We start from the raw sequence: 18,274 nt of genomic DNA, 5'->3' as shown, positions 1-18,274 counted from the left end.
ACTCGTTATTGTATAAACATACTGGACAAACAAAAATAATAAAAACTTATTAATGTTGTAATTTATTGATTTTCATAGGTATAAAGCAGTGCTATAGGTAATATTTTACCGTTTATATCACAAAAATAACATAGAATATCATACAAATAAAATTAATAAGTATATACATATTAAATAAAAGTATATTCAACTGATAATCAGGGACAAAAAAATCAACAATGAATGTCACATGGAGTCGGAAAGGATTGGGAGATTTGAACCTAGTAACAGAAATTAAACATCCCTTCCCCTATTATTAATCAATAATTTAATACATTTGGCACGATCGATTTAAAACCTCGTGTTTTCCTAAACTCAACCGATGAAATACGTACTGTCATTAATCTTACTCTTCCATATAAGCTTTGCCTTCTGTCAAGATGAGCGTAAACCTGTTGTATCTTTTGAGGATGCCTACAAACGGGATTATCAGGCCAGCAAAATCACCGACCATCAACCTAAAATCGATGGAAAACTGGATGAAGACCTCTGGCAGAACCAAGGGGTCTGGTCGGAGAAATTTTCCCAGGTTATCCCCTTTGAACGGGCTCATACCGGCTCTTGGACCAAAATGAAGATCTTTTACGATGACAAGAACATCTATGTTGGGGTTTATTGCAAGGATATCCACCCTGAAACCATGAACGCATTTAACGGGAACCGGGACGATAACAGTAACGGCGACCTGATCAGTATTGCTTTCGACCCCTACCATGATTACCGCGCTGCCGTGGAATTCAATATCAACCTCGGTGGTAATAAAACAGACCTTACGGTAACGGACAAACTATCGGTCAACCTTTCCTGGAATGCCGTTTGGGAAGGCCGTACGCATCAAGACCTGGCCGATTCCAGCTGGACGGCAGAACTGAGAATCCCTTTCAACCAGATCCGATACAACCAAAAGAACGATGACGGTATCTGGGGGCTGCATGTCCGCCGGATAATCCGCCGAAATAACGAGGTACAGAACTGGTCCATGATCCCGATCAAGAACAATGGGCATGTGTTCTCCTTCGGAACCATGCATGGCATGCAGGACCTACCAAAACCTAAAGGGATTGAGTTCTTGCCCTATATAATGAACAAACTGATCCGCGAACCGAAGATTGCAAACAGTCCCTATCAAGATGGTAACCGCTGGAAGCCAAATGCCGGCTTAGATGCTAAATTCGCCATTTCGGATTATACCATGGACCTCTCCATCAATCCTGATTATGGTCAGGTGGAGCTGGACCCTTCGGTGATGAACCTCACAGCATACGAGGTATTCTATGAGGAAAAAAGACCCTTCTTTTTGGAAGGAAAGCATATTTTGGAGTTTGACAACAATGAAGGCGGAATGATGTTCTATTCCCGACGGATTGGTTCCAGATCTCGATACCAATACCCATTGGTTGACAATCAGCAGATCTTTGCCAGCAGCACCGATTTCGTGCCCATCCTTGGTGCCATGAAACTTACCGGAACAAACCGCAAAGGTCTTACCATAGGGATCTTAGAAAGTATAACCGCCAAGACTTCCCAAAAGGTGACCCAGCTCGGTTCCGGGGAAGAAAAAATCCAAACCGAACCATTGACCAACTATACCGTAGCCAGGGTGCAGAAAAACTGGGATGGTAATACCCTTTTGGGAGGTATGATCACTTCGGTGAACCGTAAGATGGATGCTCCGCATCTAGAGGAGTTCCTTGTTAAAGATGCTTTTACCGCTGGTGTAGACTTCACCAAGTATTTCTCCAATCGTCTGTATTACGTGGAAACCAAAGCCATGTACAGTACGCTTTCGGGGACGAAAGACGCCCTAATGGCTACAAAGACCAATGCTACGCACTTCTTCCAACGAAAATCGGGAGCCGAATACCTCAACATGAATCCAGACGCCACTTCCCTTAGCGGTACCGGCGGATACATCAAGGCCGGGAAAAAGGGAAATGCCCAATGGAACTATGCTGAAACCTTCAGCTGGTCCTCCCCTGGTTTTGATTTAAATGAGGTCGGTTACCTTAAACAAACCGACTATAAACTGAACGAATCGGAACTTGCTTTCCGCAAGACCGATCCTTGGGGACCTTTCCGCGCTGCCGGCATTACCTTGACCCAAAGGAATGTTTGGAACTACGGTGGCAAGGCCATGGACAATAACCTTGCAGTCCGTTTTAGAAGCTTGACCATCAAGCGAAGGATAGAAATGGACCTAAAGGAAGCCTTCAGCTGGAACTCGGTTGACAGTCGCATGCTCCGCGGTGGTTATGACCTTCGCTATAACCCGAACTTTACGAGTACTTTCTCCATGAACTCCGACCGTGCAAAACGTGTTTTCATCAAGGTTGACTACGACGGCAAGCATTTCCTGGACGGAGAAACAAGATACAATGAAATCAGACCGTCCCTGACTTTCCGCTTAGGTAATCATATACATTTGGTTACGCAGTTCAACTATGCCTGGAACAAGGATAACCTGCAATATGTAAGCACCAGTGAGCTCCCTAGCATCAATGCTGATGAATCAACTTATGTGATGGGAAGGATGCGGCAGGAAACCTATGGCTTTACCTTTAGGCTGCAGGGCAACATTACCCCTGACCTTTCCATTCAATATTATGGCTCACCGTTTACATCGACAGCGCAATACGATCGATTTAAGTACGCCACAAATACCCTATCCAGAACCTATTCCGAGCGTTTCCGGGAATTCAGTCCGGAGCAGATCAGTTATGCGGATGGTATGTACAGTGTAGGCACCGGTGCACAAGCAGGAAGCTTCAAGGATCCAAATTTCAGTTTCAATGAATTCCGTTCCAATTTGGTAGCACGCTGGGAATACCTGCCGGGTTCAACCCTTTACCTCGTTTGGGAGCATAACAGATCCGGAAGGATGCCTGTTTACCAACCCGGTTGGGGCAGCAACCTCGATAATATCTGGCGAATTGCACCGACGAATACCTTTATGCTGAAGCTGAACTATTGGATCGGCTGGTAGGAACAACTGCAAAGCTCATCGAGCGGCGTCGAGATGACCTCTACCGTATTCCGAAGGATCATCGAGCGGCATCTCGGCTTCGCTCGATGATCGTCGAGACCAGGAAACAGGATCATTGCCAGAATTTCATTCAGGTATAAATTATCACGTTTGGCAGAGGCGAATTGCATTCGCCCGTCCATGCATTTGAACCAGGATTAATGGGATGGGAGGATAGACCATGATCTGGTTCAACCGTCTAAATACTAAATACTAACTACTTAATACTCTTATTCCTGACATACCTACTCACACCATACATCATAACCAACGTAATAATACTGATCACAACGACGATGTAACCAAGGGTTGTATAATGTTCAATTGGGCTTTCGTTGGTTTGTTGGACGATGATCAGGCCGGCGATAATGGCTCCTATCCCACCCGACATCTGTTGCAGGGATGCGCTGACACTCATAAAGGCGCCACGGTCTTCTTTTTCAGGGACTGCGGACACCAAGGCTGAAGAAGGCGTTACTCGGCTTAGGATCCCCATCATCATCAAGATGTTCAATACGACCACGATCGGGAAGGCCGTAGGACCTAGGGAGGTATAGATCAAGACCATGATCATCATCCAGGTGGTAGCGATGGCGAAGATCTTGTACTTATCGAAACGGTCGCTGAGCATACCGACCATCGGCATTATCAATAGAGAAGCAATTCCTGAGATCATAAACAGCTGTGGCAGCTGTTCGTGGGTAACATGCAGGTTGTTCACGGCGAAAACACTGCTGAATGGCATCATCATAAAACCTCCAACAGAAAGTAAGGCGGTTGCCATAAAGCCGATCCTATATTCCTTGCGGGTAAAGGTCCCCCATAGGTGCTGCAGGGCAGATTGTTTCTTCTGCAGGCCGATATGTTCGATAATAGGTTTTAATTTCAGGAAGATCAATAGGGCAATCAGGACCGCTACGATGGCAATCATCAGGAAAGCACTTTGCCAACCCCAGGCATTACCGATATAGAGTCCGATTGGAATCCCCAATACCTGGCTTGCCCCAAAACCCATCTGCACAAAACCCATCACCCGACCACGTTGGTCCAAGGTGAATACATCGGTGATAATCGCCATGGAAATGGAACCGATTACTCCACCGAACAGACCGGTCACTATCCGAGCAGCCACCAACATGGGATAACTGGTCGAAAAACCACAGAGAAAAGTTCCGATGATAAATCCGGTATAGAAGAACAGCAGCAGTTTCTTTCGATCGAAACGATCGGCAAATCCTGCGGTCAGAAGTCCTGAAATCCCGGCACTGAAAGCGTAGGCAGAAACGGCCACCCCAAATTCAGAAGGCTTTAGGTCGATCGCTTTCATCAGCATATCCCCCATTGGAGACATGATCATAAAATCCAGGACAACGGTAAATTGGGTAAAAGCTAGTATGAAAATCACCAATTTCTGGTATGCAGAAAGCGGTGCTTTAGTGGATTCTTCCATATAAAAAATGCTCGGCTAAGTATGTGTAATAATCTTCTAAGCCGAGCAAAGGTAGGGATTGCTTCGAGCACTTGCATTTCCGTATTGAAATTTTGACAATCTAATTCCCGACCTTCAATATTCCTTCAAATTTTTAATGAATAAGACTGGGCAAAAATCTTGGATTTTGGCTTGGATGCTGCTTCTGAATACTCTTCGAGTCTTGCTTTACCCTTATTCGAGACATATTCGGAAATTTCGAAATATGTCTCGAATGAGACCAAGCTGAATCCCAATAGAACTAGCAATACAGTTTTTGATTTCAAGACGATGTAAAAACCAATTGCAGACTTAGGATCTCTAAAACTTTTAATTATGTTTCCTCTCAGGATCCATAAGCTCCATTCCAAATACTCCCGACTATTCTTATCTTTGCGATATGTCTACAGGGTTAATTTCACAAGATACTATTATCGCTTTGGCGACCTCTCCTGGGGCCAATGGCGCAATTGCAGTGATCCGTCTATCGGGCTCCAAGGCCATTAGCTTGGTCAATGAGGTTTTCAAAGGTAAGGATTTGACGAAGCAAGCTTCGCATACCGTGCATTTTGGAACCATCCGCGATGGCGAACATATCATCGATGAGGTTTTGGTGACCCTCTTTGTGGGGCCTAACTCCTATACCAAGGAGGATACCATTGAAATATCGACCCATAATTCGGCCTATATCATCGAACGCATTATCACCCTGCTGATCAAGAAAGGTGCTCGAGCGGCCCGTGCCGGTGAATTTACCTTAAGGGCTTTCCTGAATGGTGGAATGGACCTATCCCAAGCGGAAGCGGTTGCAGACCTGATTGCTTCCAATTCGGCGGCTTCCCATCAGATAGCCATGCAGCAGATGCGCGGTGGATTCTCCAATCAGCTGAAGCAATTACGTGAGGACCTTGTACATTTCGCATCTCTGATCGAATTGGAACTTGATTTCGCGGAGGAAGATGTGGAATTTGCCAATCGTGACCAGCTGAAAGCCTTGATCCAACAGATCCACTCGGTCATAGCCAAACTGATCCGTTCCTTCGAACAGGGGAATGTGCTGAAGAATGGCGTTCCAGTGGTGATTGCAGGAAAACCGAATGTAGGCAAGTCTACCCTATTGAATGCCCTGTTGAACGAGGAAAGAGCCATTGTTTCCGATATCGCCGGCACGACACGCGATACCATCGAAGATGAGATCAATATACATGGCGTGACTTTCCGCTTTATCGATACCGCCGGAATCCGTCATACGGAAGATGTAGTGGAAGCCATTGGCGTGGAAAGGACCCGTGAGAAAATGAAGCAGGCCCGACTGATCATCTACCTCTTCGACCCTACCCAAGACCAGATCTCTGCCGTACAGGAGCAGATCGATGAGGTCAAAGGTTTGAATATCCCCTTTGTGACCATTATCAATAAGTCTGATCTTCTCTCGGAAGAACAGAAAAAGGATTATGAGGTACTGAATCCGCTTTATATTTCGGCTAAGCACCAAATCGGCATCGATGAACTGAAGGATGAGTTGCTGAACCAGGTGAATCTTTCTAATATCAACACGGATGATGTCATGGTGACGAATATCAGGCATGTGGAAGCTTTGCAGCATACGCAGGAAGCGCTGGAGAAGGTGTTGTATGGGATCGATAACCCGATTACATCGGATTTTCTAGCGATGGATATTAGACAGGCGCTGCACCATCTTGGGGAGATTACCGGGACGGTGACTACGGATGACTTGCTGGAGAATATTTTTAGTAAGTTTTGTATCGGGAAGTGACTGAGATTAGCAATGTCTAGTCCTGAAATAGCGATACACAAAAAGAATATTTATTATTCTCAAAAGTTTTATAATATATTTAGTTATAAACTCATATCGTTTCCAATCTAAATCCTTATATTTTTTCATTGTCAAGATTATTTAAGTAATTGAATACCAATCGCTAATCTCATTTCAGTTAGTCTAACCACTACCTCTTCAAGCCCTAAGGTATCATTGTAATCTACAATTTCGTTTTCGTATAAATCCAGAATCCCGTAATATGTATAACCATCAATATTTAAAAGTTTACTTTTCAATTCATCAATAGAATTATTTAAATGATATAAGTATAGACTATTTCCATAACTTTTTGGATGGCAATATCCAAAATATCTCTTTTTTATTTCTACATTTTCATATTCAGATTCTTCTTTTTCTAATAATTGTTCTATTGAATAACTATTTGAATCGGTTGATTGATCTAATAGAGGTACTCCATTTACTAAAGATTTAAATCCTAATTCTGCAAGTTTAAGTAATGTTTGCTTTTTCATTTTAATAATTGATTAATACAGTAAATATAATAATTTGTAAGTATTTTTACATCAAATGTTGATTATTATGCAACACAAGCAAATTAATAGATTAAAGGCAGTACTAGCTGATACCAATAGAACTAACAAATGGTTAGCAGAGCGGCTTGGTAAAAGTGAAACTACAATTTCGCGATGGTGTACAAATGAAGTTCAACCTTCAATAGAAACAATGGTACAAATTGCACAGTTATTAAATATAGATATTAAGGACTTATTGAACTCAAGTAAATAGATGAATACAAAATTTTTTACTAACGAAAATGAAAATACACTACTAAGCAAAATTGAAGGAATATTTAAGTACCGTAATATTTATTTCTTTGATGCTTTGGTAGGGTATTTTAGAGCATCAGGCTACTTCCGTATTCGACCATTCGTAGAAAAATCAGCAGAGATTAGAGTATTAGTTGGTATTAATATTGACAATCTTGTTTACGAAGCAAATAAAAGAGGCTTACTATTTATAGAAGACCCAGCTAAAAGTAGAGATGATTTTTTTGAAGAAGTAAAAAAGAATATTCAAGAAGCCGAATATGATAAAGATGTAGAGGAAGGAATGTTGCAGCTGATACAAGATTTAGCTACTGGAAAAATTAAAATAAAAGTTCATCCCAAGCAAAATTTACACGCAAAAATTTACATATTCAGAGAACAGGAAAAACATAGTCACGGCTATGGTTCTGTTATAACTGGTTCAAGCAATTTAACTGATAACGGTTTAGAAAGAAATTTTGAATTTAATGTAGAATTAAGGGATAATACAGACATTGATTTTGCCACAGAAACGTTCGACAAACTTTGGAATGAAAGTATCGAAATAGGAAAGGAATTTATAGAAAAACTCAAAAAAGAAACCTACCTCAACGATGAGTTTACACCCTTAGAAGTGTATATGAAGTTTCTTATTGAGTACTTTGGAAGGAGTATTGATTTTGATCCTAATTCAATTCAAGATTTACCAAAAGACTTCAAAAAACTATCTTATCAGGTAGATGCAGTTGCCGATGGATTTAATAAAATGATGAAACACCACGGCTTTTTTTTATCTGATGTTGTTGGTTTAGGTAAAACAATTGTGGCAACGTTAATTGCCAAAAAGTTTTTTTATACAAATGGTTTTCCTTCCTATTTGTCAAAAACGCTAATTATCTGCCCACCTGCTATTAAGGAGAACTGGGAGGATACACTCTCAAAATTCGGTTTGCACAATTACAAAATTGTTACCTCAGGTAGTTTGCACAAAATAAATAAACACCACGATTACGATTTGATTATTGTGGATGAAGCCCATAAGTTTAGAAGCGATAGTGCTGAAATGTATTTCCATCTTCAAAATATTTGCAAGTCGCCAACCCGTAAAAAGTTAACCAACGATACATACGAACAAAAAAGAGTGATGCTTATTTCGGCTACTCCATTAAACAATAAGCCAGAAGATATTGCCAATCTTGTTTACCTATTTCAAGATGCCAAAAACTCTTCTTTAGAGGTAGGAAATTTGCAACACTTTTTTAGAGGGCAAATTGATGCTTACAAAAAACTAAAAGCAGAAAAAGACATTCAAAAGGTTACGGCAGGAGTAAAAGGTATTTACGAAAAAATTAGAGTAAAAGTAATTGAACCGCTTACAGTTCGTAGAACCAGAACTGACCTTTCAGAAAACGAGGAATATGCCAAAGACCTAAAAGAACAAGGCGTTATTTTTCCTGCTGTAAACAAACCCGAAAAAATATTTTACCAATTAGATGAGTATTTAGATGCGGTGTACGATAAGACTATTTTATATTTGAGCCATCCAACCAAAGGGCTTACCTACAATCGCTACCAAGCCATTAAATACTTAAAGCCTCATAAAAAAGGAAAATATCAAAAGGCAGATATGATTTCTACGCAGTTAGCTTTCATTATGAAAACAATGTTGGTAAAACGTATTGATAGCAGTTTTTATGCCTTTAAACAGTCTTTAAACAGGTTTTCGTCCGCTACAAATGCAATGGTGCAGATGTTTGAAAACGATAGAATTTACATTGCTCCTAATTTAGGCGTAAATGATTATATCAATGAAGGTAGAGAAGAAGAGTTAATTGCTTTACTAACCGATTTAGCAGATACGGACCATACGATTGAAATTTGCAATGCCGATGATTTCGAGCCTGGCTTTTTAACTGGCTTAAAAGCAGATAAAGTGCTGTTGGATGAATTAGTGAGCGAATGGGCAAACATTACACAAGACCCTAAGCTGGATATTTTCAAAGAATATCTTGCCAAAAAATTATTCGATAAAACTATTAATAAGGAAGAAAAATTGGTGGTTTTTTCTGAAAGTAAAGAAACAACAGCCTATTTGTCTGATGAATTAAAGAAAGCTGGTTTTGATAAAATATTGGTGGTGGATAGCAAAACTCGTAAAGACAGATTTCCTTTTGTAAAAGCCAACTTCGATGCCAATATTCCACTGACAGATCAAAAGGATGATTACAATATGGTTATCAGTACAGAGGTTTTGGCAGAAGGTGTAAATATGCACCGTGCCAACATTATTATAAACTATGATACACCGTGGAATAGTACCAAACTAATGCAAAGAATAGGTAGGGTAAATCGTATCGGTTCTAAAGCAAATAACATTCACATCTTTAATTTTTTCCCTACGGCAAAAGTAAATAGTGATATAGAACTGGAGAAAAAAGCCATAATGAAATTGCAGGCTTTTCATAGTGCTATGGGTGAGGATAGCCAAATATATTCACAAGATGAGGTTACAGAAAGTTTTGGTTTGTTTGATAAAACGGTAAATGAAGAGAAAGACGAAAAGCTTAGAATACTTTTAGAACTGCGTAAGTTCAAGAGAGATAATCCCGACTTATTTAAGCAAATAAAAAATATGCCAATGAGGGCAAGAGTTGGCAGAAAAAGCCCCGTACTCAAAGGGGCTACCATCACTTTTATTCGTAACGAAAAAAGAGATGCTTTTTTATTGGTAAAGGAAAATGGAGATATTGACGAGTTGACTTTTCTACAAGCCGAAAAGGAATACTACGCTAAAGTCACGGAGAAAGCCATCCCGCTTAATGAGCATCACCACGAACAAGTAAAAAGTGCTATTGCATTATTTGCAAATAAATTGGAGGAAGAAAAAAGCAAAGAGCGTAAAATAGACACCACACAGGGTCCTAATGAAAAAAGAGCCTTATCCTTCTTAGATGCATTAACCAATATTCAAATTGCCAATCCGCAGGAAAAAGAACTATTGTTAAATGCTAAAGCTGCCATTAGGCTTGGTAAATTTCAAAACCTACAAAGAGATGTAAACAAACTGGCTAAAGCGGTAAAGGCTTCGCCATTAAAGCCCGCCATACTTTTAGAAGAGGTGGTAAAGGTTTTAAATAAATACCCATTGCAAGCAGTAGAAGATGATGGTATGCAAACAATGCAGCCCATTTTTAACCTAAAAGAATTTAAACCCGAAATTATCATCAGCGAAAGCTTCAATAACTAAATTATATGGCAAAAGAAATAAGTAAAAGCGGACTTTCGGTTTTTGAACAAATCAAAAACACCGATGAAAACGGAAACGAATTTTGGATGGCGAGGCAACTATCTAAAACGCTGGATTATACTGATTTTAGAAACTTTACTGGTGTAATTGAAAAAGCTGCGGAAGCCTGTAAAAAAAGTGGACAGCAAGTAGCAGACCACCTCGTTGAAGCCAACGAGGTGGTAGCTGTGGGTTCGGGTGCAACACATACCTATGCAAGCTTCAAACTTAGCCGATATATGTGTTATTTGATTGTACAAAATGCCGACCCCAGCAAAGAAGTGGTGGCACAAGGGCAAACCTATTTTGCCGTTCAAACCCGGATACAGGAAATACAGCAAATGGATGCTTACAACCAGCTAAGCACTGAAGACGAAAAGCGTATTTTTTTACGAAATGAAATGAGCAAGCATAATACCTACTTAGCTGCTGCTGCAAAAAATGCAGGTGTGCAAGATGGGTTAGATTATGCCATATTTCAAAATCACGGTTATATGGGTTTGTATGGTGGGCTGGATGCAAAAGGAATTCATAAAAATAAAAACCTAAAAAAGAGCCAAAATATTTTAGACCATATGGGCAGTACAGAATTGGCAGCTAATCTTTTCAGGGCTACTCAAACCGAGGAAAAACTTCGCAACGAAAACATAAAGGGTAAGCAAAAAGCCAATCAAACTCACCTTGAAGTAGGACGTAAAGTACGCCAAACCATCAAGGAAATTGGTGGTACAATGCCTGAAAATCTGCCAGTAGCTGATAGCATAAAGTCAGTGCAAAAAAAATTGGATAGCAAAGAGCCTAAGAAAATTTCGCCTAAAAAGAAATAACAATTTTTAAAATGGATTTTAACTCATTACGATACAATCTTCAATTACCCTACCAACAAAAAAATTGGATGGAATGGTTGTTGCAATTATTTGGGCAACAAATAAGCATTGAAACACAAACCGAAAAAATTGTTGTTCAAAAAGGCAATGCCAAATCAATAGAACGTTTTGCATCTATTGCTTTAAGCGATGGTAAAAATATTGCAGTGTTGGATATTAAAACTACTGCCGATATTCAAATTGCAAGAAACAGAGTTGCATTAAGAGATATTGCTTTCAAATTGATAGACCAAGATAAATACCACGGTTTATTGGTTTTTTATCATAGTGATGACGATACACAGTTGGACTATCGTTTGTCTTTTATCAGCAGCCAAACTACAATTGATGAGGATGGAAACTTTATACAGCAAAGCACCAATGCCAAGCGATATTCTTTCATTTTAGGAGCAAACGAAAGTTGTACTACAGCTACATTACGCTTATTAGATTTAAAAGGTAAAGTGCCTTCATTTAAAGTCTTTGAAACACATAAGGGTATTAGTTTAAAAGACTTAACAGAAACATTTTCTGTGGAGGCTTTAAATAATGAGTTTTTCAAAAAGTATAAAGATATTCATTACAAACGCTTTTGGGAATACATTGCTAACAAGCAAGAATATGCAGCATTACTCTTAAATACTGAAGAAACAGAATTAACAAAACAACAAAAACCTATTCGTGATTTTGTAAAGAAAATGTTGGGCAGAATAGTATTCCTTCATTTTTTACAAAAGAAAGGTTGGATGGGTTGCCCTGCTGATAATGAGGTGTGGAAAGGTGGTGATAAAAACTTTATGCTAAACCTATTCAGTCACTTTCCAACTCAGCAAACATTTTACAGCAAAGGCTTAACAATCCTTTTCTTTAAAATACTGAATACAGACCGTAGAAAGGAAAATGATGTAATGCTAAAAGAATTACATTATACCAATCCTATTACCAAAGCAAATGCTTACAGAGCACCTTTTTTAAACGGTGGTTTATTTGATGATGAATTACCTCAAACCAATGCATTCAATTTTCCAGTTGATTACTTCAAAGACCTGTTTGATTTCTTTAGCCAATACAATTTTACCATTGATGAAAACAGCCCAGAAGAGCAAGAAGTAGGCATTGACCCCGAAATGTTAGGGCATATTTTTGAAAATTTGTTGGAGGAAAACAAAGACAAAGGAGCATTTTATACACCAAAGGAAATTGTACATTATATGTGTCAGGAAAGCCTGATACAATATTTGCGTACCCATTTGCCTGAATGTGCTGAAGATGAGAGCCAAGCAACTAAAGCCATTGAAACCTTTATTCGTAAAGACGATATTGGCAATCGTACCGATAAAAAGAATTTTATTGTAGCCAATGCCAAACGCATTGAAGCTATTTTAGACAAAGTAAAAATTTGCGACCCAGCCATTGGTTCTGGTGCTTTTCCTATGGGTATGTTGCAAGAAATATTTAAAGCCAAAACTACCCTTGACCTTACGTTGGATAAAGCCCAGGTAAAAAAAGATATAATCCGCAACAATATTTATGGAGTGGATTTAGAAAACGGTGCAGTGGATATTGCTCGCTTACGCTTTTGGCTAAGCCTGGTGGTGGATGAAGAAGTACCACAACCCTTGCCCAACTTGGATTATAAAATTATGCAGGGTAATAGTTTGTTAGAACGTTTTGAAGAAATAGATTTAAGCAAGGTACATACCATTAGCAAAACCACTACCATTTACGAACCAACTAAAGACCTTTTTGGTAATATTATTGACCCACAATTAAAATTAACCGACAATAGGGTTTTAAGGGACAATGATTTGCAACAGCTAATGTACGATTTTTTTATAGAAACCGACCCTATAAAAAAAGCCGAGAAAAAAGAAAAAGTAAACCAAACCATACACAACCATATTGATTACAATTTAGAGCTTTGGCAAAATGCCTTAACCATACAAATAGCCAATGCTCCTAAATTAACTGACCCTACAATTAAGCAGGCAACCAAACGCAAAATAGAAAAATTACACAGCGATTTAGAAGCCCTCAACAATACCCGTAAAGCCCTGCACGAATTAGAAAACAAAACTGCAAAGCCATACTTTTTATGGCACTTATTATTTGACGATGTGTTTGCTGATGGAGGTTTTGATATAGTAATAGGCAATCCACCGTATATCCAATTGCAAAAAATGGGGGATGATTTACGAAAATTGGAAAGAGCTAATTATAAAACGTTTAGTCGTACCAGTGATATTTATTGCTTGTTTTACGAACAAGGTTTTAATTTATTAAAGTCTAATGGTATACTTACTTATATCACCAGTAATACTTGGATGCGAACAAAATTTGGTGAATTACTTAGAAGCTTTCTTTCAAAACAAACGCAAACAATTTCATTACTAAATTTTGAAGACACCAAAATATTCCGAACTGCTACAGTTGAAACTAATATTATACTCAGTAAAAATTGCCAACAGTCATCACCATTTAAAGCCGTTGCAGTAAAGGCTGATTACAGCTTAGGTACAAATATTTACGAGTATTTTCAAAACAATGCAATTGAAATAGAAGAACCTTCAGATGATGGATGGATTATTTTGAGTAAAGACGATTTTATTATTAAAACTGAAATCGAAAAGAATGGTGTACAATTAAAAAACTGGGATGTTGAGTTTTATCGTGGTATGTTAACTGGATATAATGACGCATTTTATATTGATGATAAAAAACGTAAAGATTTAATTGAGGAAGATCCTAATAGTGAGAAAATCATCAAAAGACTTTTACGTGGAAGAGAAATATTTAGATGGGGTTATCACTTTAATGACAATTATGCCATTTATCCTCATAATGGACTTAAAGAAAACACAAAAAAAGGGGTAAAGGCTTTGCCAAGAATTGATGTACCTAATGACTATCCTGCAATTTATAAACACTTACTTCAGTATAAAGATAAAAATTCGCCACTTGCAAATAGAAATGAAGATGGTACTTACCAAACTTTAGTTGATAGATCTGATCAAGGTGTCCATTGGACTAATATTCGAGACTGTGCATATTTATTATCGTTAGAAGAGGAAAAGTTAGTGTGGCTTGCAATCACGGACAAGCCTGCATTTGCATACGACAATAAGCATACATATATTTCCAATCCATCTTATTTTATGAGTGGAAAGGATTTGAAATATTTGCTTGTATTTCTGAACTCTAAAGTAATCGAATGGTATTTGGATAAAATTTCATCAAGCACCGGTCAAGGGACAAATCAATGGAATAAGATGTACATTGAACTGCTACCAATACCGAAAACGAATATTAAAAATATTATTTCAAAGTATGAAACAATAGCAGATTACTTAATATTTCTAAACGATATTACCCAACCACCTGTAAACAACTTTACCGATAATGCAAGCATAGCCCCAGTGTTTGAAGATGTAGCCAATATGATGGTGTACGAATTGTACTTTAAAGAACATATGCAAGCGTTGGAAATAGATGTGTTGCAGTTTGTAGATACCACCCAACATTTTAAACCCATAGATACCAGCGATAATGCCAACAAAGAAGCCAATGCCAAAATAATAGGCGACTGCTACAATTGGCTACAAGGGCATGACAACCCCATTCGTAACCGTATTCTGCTTAGTAATATCAAAAGTCCGGACATTATAAAACGTATCAATGCCAGCACCCATTAATCCGCCTGTTCCAGAAGTTGCTGTTCGAAAATATATAGATGAAGTAGAAATTTCTAACTTCAAGTTTTACCCTGCTATAGATGCAGATAACAAGCCAATAAAAATAGATGGTAAACATCTATTGGTATATGGAGAAAACGGAAGCGGTAAATCTTCGTTTTATTGGGCCTTATATACTTTGCTAGAATGTGCCAATAAACCCAATGATGCAGCAATACAAAAGTATTTTGAATACGATGGAGAGCAGAGTTTGCTAAACATTAATGCCGCCCAACAAGCAGTTCCCAATGAAAAGAAAGGAGAAAATGCCTACATCAAGTTCAGCATAAAAGATGACGCAACGGAAGATTACATTATTTCTTATGATGAGGTAGCTATTCGTACTAAGCAAGTAGCTCAAATCAGTAATTATGCTTCCGATTTTATCAATTATAGAACACTATATAATGCGTTTAACTACGCACATTCGGAAGAAATCAATTTGTATCATCATTTCAGATACACGGTATTTCCATACGTGAAGTTTGATGACCCTTGTACTATTAAGATAAAAAATGAAACAACTGGCGATTGGGAAGAGAATACTGTACAAGAAGCGCAGGCACTCATTAAATTTTTAGAGAATGGAGCATTTTACGAGGAGGATGTGAATGAAAAGAAAACTTACGTACTTACAAAGGATCAGGTTAAAGACGTTAAAATAGCAGTAGCCAAAATAAAAGAAACTTTACAAAAACTATTAACCCACATCAATACCAGAGGTAATATCATTCTACAAGAATTGGGTTACCCAAACTTTGATTTTGTTGTTGAACTCAAAGAAGAAAAAAAGGAAACTATAGGCGTTAAAACTTTTAATGCCCCGGAAATAGCCATTATTTTAAAGAACAGAAACTACGATGGTAAAGCGAATAAAGTTCATCGAATACATTCATTCTTTAATGAAGCAAAATTAACTGCTGTTATTTTAGCCATTCGCCTTGCAGTATTAGAGAAAAGACCTACAGATGCAGAAGTAAAAATATTGGTCTTAGACGACCTGATGATTTCTTTGGATATGAACAACCGTACCAAAGTAGTAGATTATATTTTCAAAAATTATCTGTCCAGATATCAAGTTTTCTTTTTAACCCACGATAAAGGCTTGTTTGAATTTATAAAGCTAAAGATTAACGAATGGGATAATATTTCTAATTGGGAACTCAAAGAAATGTATTGTAGTGATACCAATAAGCCTATCATTATAGACAAAAATCTGGATTACATTAGTAGAGCTACAGCATACAAAAATAGCTTTGATTTTTACTCTGCGGGGAACAACATCAGAAAAGCCATTGAAAAAAAGTTGGAAGAACTGTTACCCGAAACTGTGAGAAAAACCACCAGAGATTTAGACCACGAGTTAAGGCAGCTTTTTGACTATTATGATGATAATGGCTGTACAGATTTACTTCCAGATGCTCTTAGACATCAATTAATTCAGTTTAAGGACATTGTTTTTAATCCAGCATCACATTTCGACTTAAAAAGTCCTTTGTATAAGATTGAGGTTGAAAAAGCATTTGAGATATATGAAATACTCGACAGCTTACCCAAGCTTACCATTAAACTTTTATGTGGTATGAGAGCTAGTTTATTTTATACAAATGCAGCTTTGAATTATTCCGCTGAATTTATTCTAAAAGATAATCTGTATGCTGTACAAATACCAGGTCAAGACCCAAGGTTATCAAATCCAAAACATAACTTGGTGACCTATTCAAGAAATGGTACACCTTTTTTAGCTAATGTAGTAACTGGAGCAGTCAAAACTGATGCACAGATTGAGTTTGCCAAGAATGAAGAATTAAAAATGGATAAAAGAATTGAACGAATAACTCATTTTATCACACCTCCAACCCCAATCAATCTAAGCGATTTTACATTGGCAGATAGAAAGAGTTTGGCTGTTTTAATTAACGAAATAAATAACTAATGAACCTACACGACCTTAGAGAAGCACAGGCAAATTTTATCAAAAGAATGGACGATGTTCTGGAGGAGAGGAAACATTTGTATAAACTTCGTACCGCATTTGCTAACCAGTTTAGTGCAAAGGCTTTATCAAACCTAAAGGTTGAAGATTATGTAATAGGCAAAGGCGAACATACATTTTGCTATAAAATCGAAAGAGAATTAGATGGTCTTGGCAGAATAATTGGAGCAACAGCAGATAAGTTTGGAATATATTATGGCAGAACAAAGCACGATAGCACAGTTAAATATAGAGAGACAAAAATTTGGGGCAACAATTCTATTACTGCTTACAATAACATAATACCTGCTATTAAACAATTGATAGAAGCAGGTGCAAGTAATGACATTGATACTATTCTTCAGAGTAGGCTTTCTCCAATGTTTAAAGGCAAAATACTTTCTGTTTATTACCCCGATAGGTTCTTAAACGTGTTCTCTGACGAGCATTTGAAGTATTTTCTAAAATTTTATGATTTAGATACAAAAAAAACACTTCGATTAGACCCGGTTTTAAAAAGAGAAACATTATTGGATTTTAAAAACAATGATGTTGTGATGAAAAATTGGAGTACAGATTTGTTTTCATATTTTCTATACAATGTTTATCCCAAAAGACCAATAAAGAAACCTGCTCCAATTGTAATTGCATTAGAAGATTATGGAGATTTTGATTTTCCATTTACGCCTACTGCTGAAGAAGCTAAATTAACTATTGTACAGAATGATACATTTAATAATATTACGACAAGGCAGGCTACATCAGGCAAAACTGATTATGAAAAACAAAACAGGGTGAATAAAAAATTGGGTGACAGAGGAGAAAAGATAGTTGAAGAATTTGAAAGAGAACGATTAAGAAATATAGGAAGAGACAAGTTAGCTGAAAGTGTTGATAGAGTGTCTTTAAAATCAGATGCCTTGGGTTATGATATACTTTCTTTTGAAGAAGACGAAGCTAAGAGATATATTGAAGTAAAAGCTACAAGAGCAAAAGTCGGTAATGTTGATTTCTTTTTAACCATCAATGAATTGAATACAGCCAAAGAGTTAGACAATTATTATGTTTATGTAGTGTATGAAATTCTTTCAAGCAATCCGAAAATCTGGATAATTGAAAACCCATTCAATCCTCAAAATAGTAAAATTAGTTTTACCCCTATAAATTTTAAAGTTTCAATAAATGTAAAACAATAATCAATTCAACAAATTCCATTAAATATCATTCCATTTACACCAGTAGCTAGTTATGGCAATTTTGCTTTCTATGGAGAAAAGCAA

At 37.7% G+C, this 18,274-nt stretch carries 10 protein-coding genes; 8 read left to right on the top strand and 2 right to left on the bottom strand.

The genetic code is table 11. The features are described from left to right. The first annotated feature begins 361 nt into the window (after positions 1–361). Positions 362–3,022, top strand: coding sequence for a DUF5916 domain-containing protein (locus RT138_RS01125; RefSeq protein WP_313189147.1), 2,661 nt, complete (start codon positions 362–364; stop codon positions 3,020–3,022). 256 nt (positions 3,023–3,278) lie between these two features. On the opposite strand, the gene RT138_RS01120 is transcribed toward RT138_RS01125, so the two are convergent. Further along, on the bottom strand, positions 3,279–4,511 hold the full coding sequence (locus tag RT138_RS01120) for an MFS transporter (RefSeq protein WP_313189146.1): 1,233 nt from the start codon (positions 4,509–4,511) through the stop codon (positions 3,279–3,281). Between the two features lie 418 nt (positions 4,512–4,929). Here RT138_RS01120 and mnmE point away from each other — a divergent pair, with 418 nt between their 5' ends. Further along, positions 4,930–6,306, top strand: a complete 1,377-nt coding sequence (gene mnmE, locus RT138_RS01115; RefSeq protein ID WP_313189145.1) for a tRNA uridine-5-carboxymethylaminomethyl(34) synthesis GTPase MnmE — start codon at positions 4,930–4,932, stop codon at positions 6,304–6,306. Between the two features lie 137 nt (positions 6,307–6,443). Here mnmE and RT138_RS01110 read toward each other — a convergent pair whose 3' ends face one another. Further along, a complete protein-coding gene (locus RT138_RS01110; protein ID WP_313189144.1) occupies positions 6,444–6,842 on the bottom strand; it encodes a hypothetical protein in 399 nt (132 codons plus the stop codon). A gap of 55 nt (positions 6,843–6,897) precedes the next feature. Between RT138_RS01110 and RT138_RS01105 the strand changes: the two genes are divergently transcribed. Genes RT138_RS01105 through RT138_RS01080 form a run of 6 tightly spaced genes read left to right on the top strand, consistent with a single transcriptional unit; the run spans position 6,898 to position 18,190 of the window. After that, a complete protein-coding gene (locus RT138_RS01105) occupies positions 6,898–7,116 on the top strand; it encodes a helix-turn-helix transcriptional regulator (protein ID WP_313189143.1) in 219 nt (72 codons plus the stop codon). After that, positions 7,117–10,383, top strand: coding sequence for a helicase-related protein (locus RT138_RS01100; protein ID WP_313189142.1), 3,267 nt, complete (start codon positions 7,117–7,119; stop codon positions 10,381–10,383). Positions 10,384–10,388: 5 nt separating this feature from the next. Beyond that, the gene (dinD, locus tag RT138_RS01095) at positions 10,389–11,249 is read left to right on the top strand and encodes a DNA damage-inducible protein D (protein ID WP_313189141.1); all 861 of its coding nucleotides are present in this window, start codon (positions 10,389–10,391) and stop codon (positions 11,247–11,249) included. A gap of 11 nt (positions 11,250–11,260) precedes the next feature. Further along, positions 11,261–14,980, top strand: a complete 3,720-nt coding sequence (locus RT138_RS01090; RefSeq protein ID WP_313189140.1) for an Eco57I restriction-modification methylase domain-containing protein — start codon at positions 11,261–11,263, stop codon at positions 14,978–14,980. Next, positions 14,964–16,955 (top strand): hypothetical protein, encoded by a 1,992-nt coding sequence (locus RT138_RS01085; RefSeq protein WP_313189139.1) that lies wholly within the window; start codon positions 14,964–14,966, stop codon positions 16,953–16,955. Before RT138_RS01090 ends, RT138_RS01085 begins: the two co-directional genes overlap by 17 nt. Further along, the gene (locus RT138_RS01080; RefSeq protein WP_313189138.1) at positions 16,955–18,190 is read left to right on the top strand and encodes a DUF3883 domain-containing protein; all 1,236 of its coding nucleotides are present in this window, start codon (positions 16,955–16,957) and stop codon (positions 18,188–18,190) included. Before RT138_RS01085 ends, RT138_RS01080 begins: the two co-directional genes overlap by 1 nt. Positions 18,191–18,274 lie beyond the last annotated feature (84 nt).

The organism is Sphingobacterium sp., assembly GCF_032065005.1.
GTDB lineage: Bacteria > Bacteroidota > Bacteroidia > Sphingobacteriales > Sphingobacteriaceae > Sphingobacterium.
Note: the sequence above shows the minus strand (reverse complement) of the source record. Positions and strands in the feature narration are given on the sequence as shown.

Coding starts and splice junctions, on each gene's coding strand:
- RT138_RS01125 (WP_313189147.1), top strand. CDS start 362: ATGAAATACGTACTGTCATTAATCTTACTCTTCCATATAAGCTTTGCC.
- RT138_RS01120 (WP_313189146.1), bottom strand. CDS start 4,511: ATGGAAGAATCCACTAAAGCACCGCTTTCTGCATACCAGAAATTGGTG.
- mnmE (WP_313189145.1), top strand. CDS start 4,930: ATGTCTACAGGGTTAATTTCACAAGATACTATTATCGCTTTGGCGACC.
- RT138_RS01110 (WP_313189144.1), bottom strand. CDS start 6,842: ATGAAAAAGCAAACATTACTTAAACTTGCAGAATTAGGATTTAAATCT.
- RT138_RS01105 (WP_313189143.1), top strand. CDS start 6,898: ATGTTGATTATTATGCAACACAAGCAAATTAATAGATTAAAGGCAGTA.
- RT138_RS01100 (WP_313189142.1), top strand. CDS start 7,117: ATGAATACAAAATTTTTTACTAACGAAAATGAAAATACACTACTAAGC.
- dinD (WP_313189141.1), top strand. CDS start 10,389: ATGGCAAAAGAAATAAGTAAAAGCGGACTTTCGGTTTTTGAACAAATC.
- RT138_RS01090 (WP_313189140.1), top strand. CDS start 11,261: ATGGATTTTAACTCATTACGATACAATCTTCAATTACCCTACCAACAA.
- RT138_RS01085 (WP_313189139.1), top strand. CDS start 14,964: ATGCCAGCACCCATTAATCCGCCTGTTCCAGAAGTTGCTGTTCGAAAA.
- RT138_RS01080 (WP_313189138.1), top strand. CDS start 16,955: ATGAACCTACACGACCTTAGAGAAGCACAGGCAAATTTTATCAAAAGA.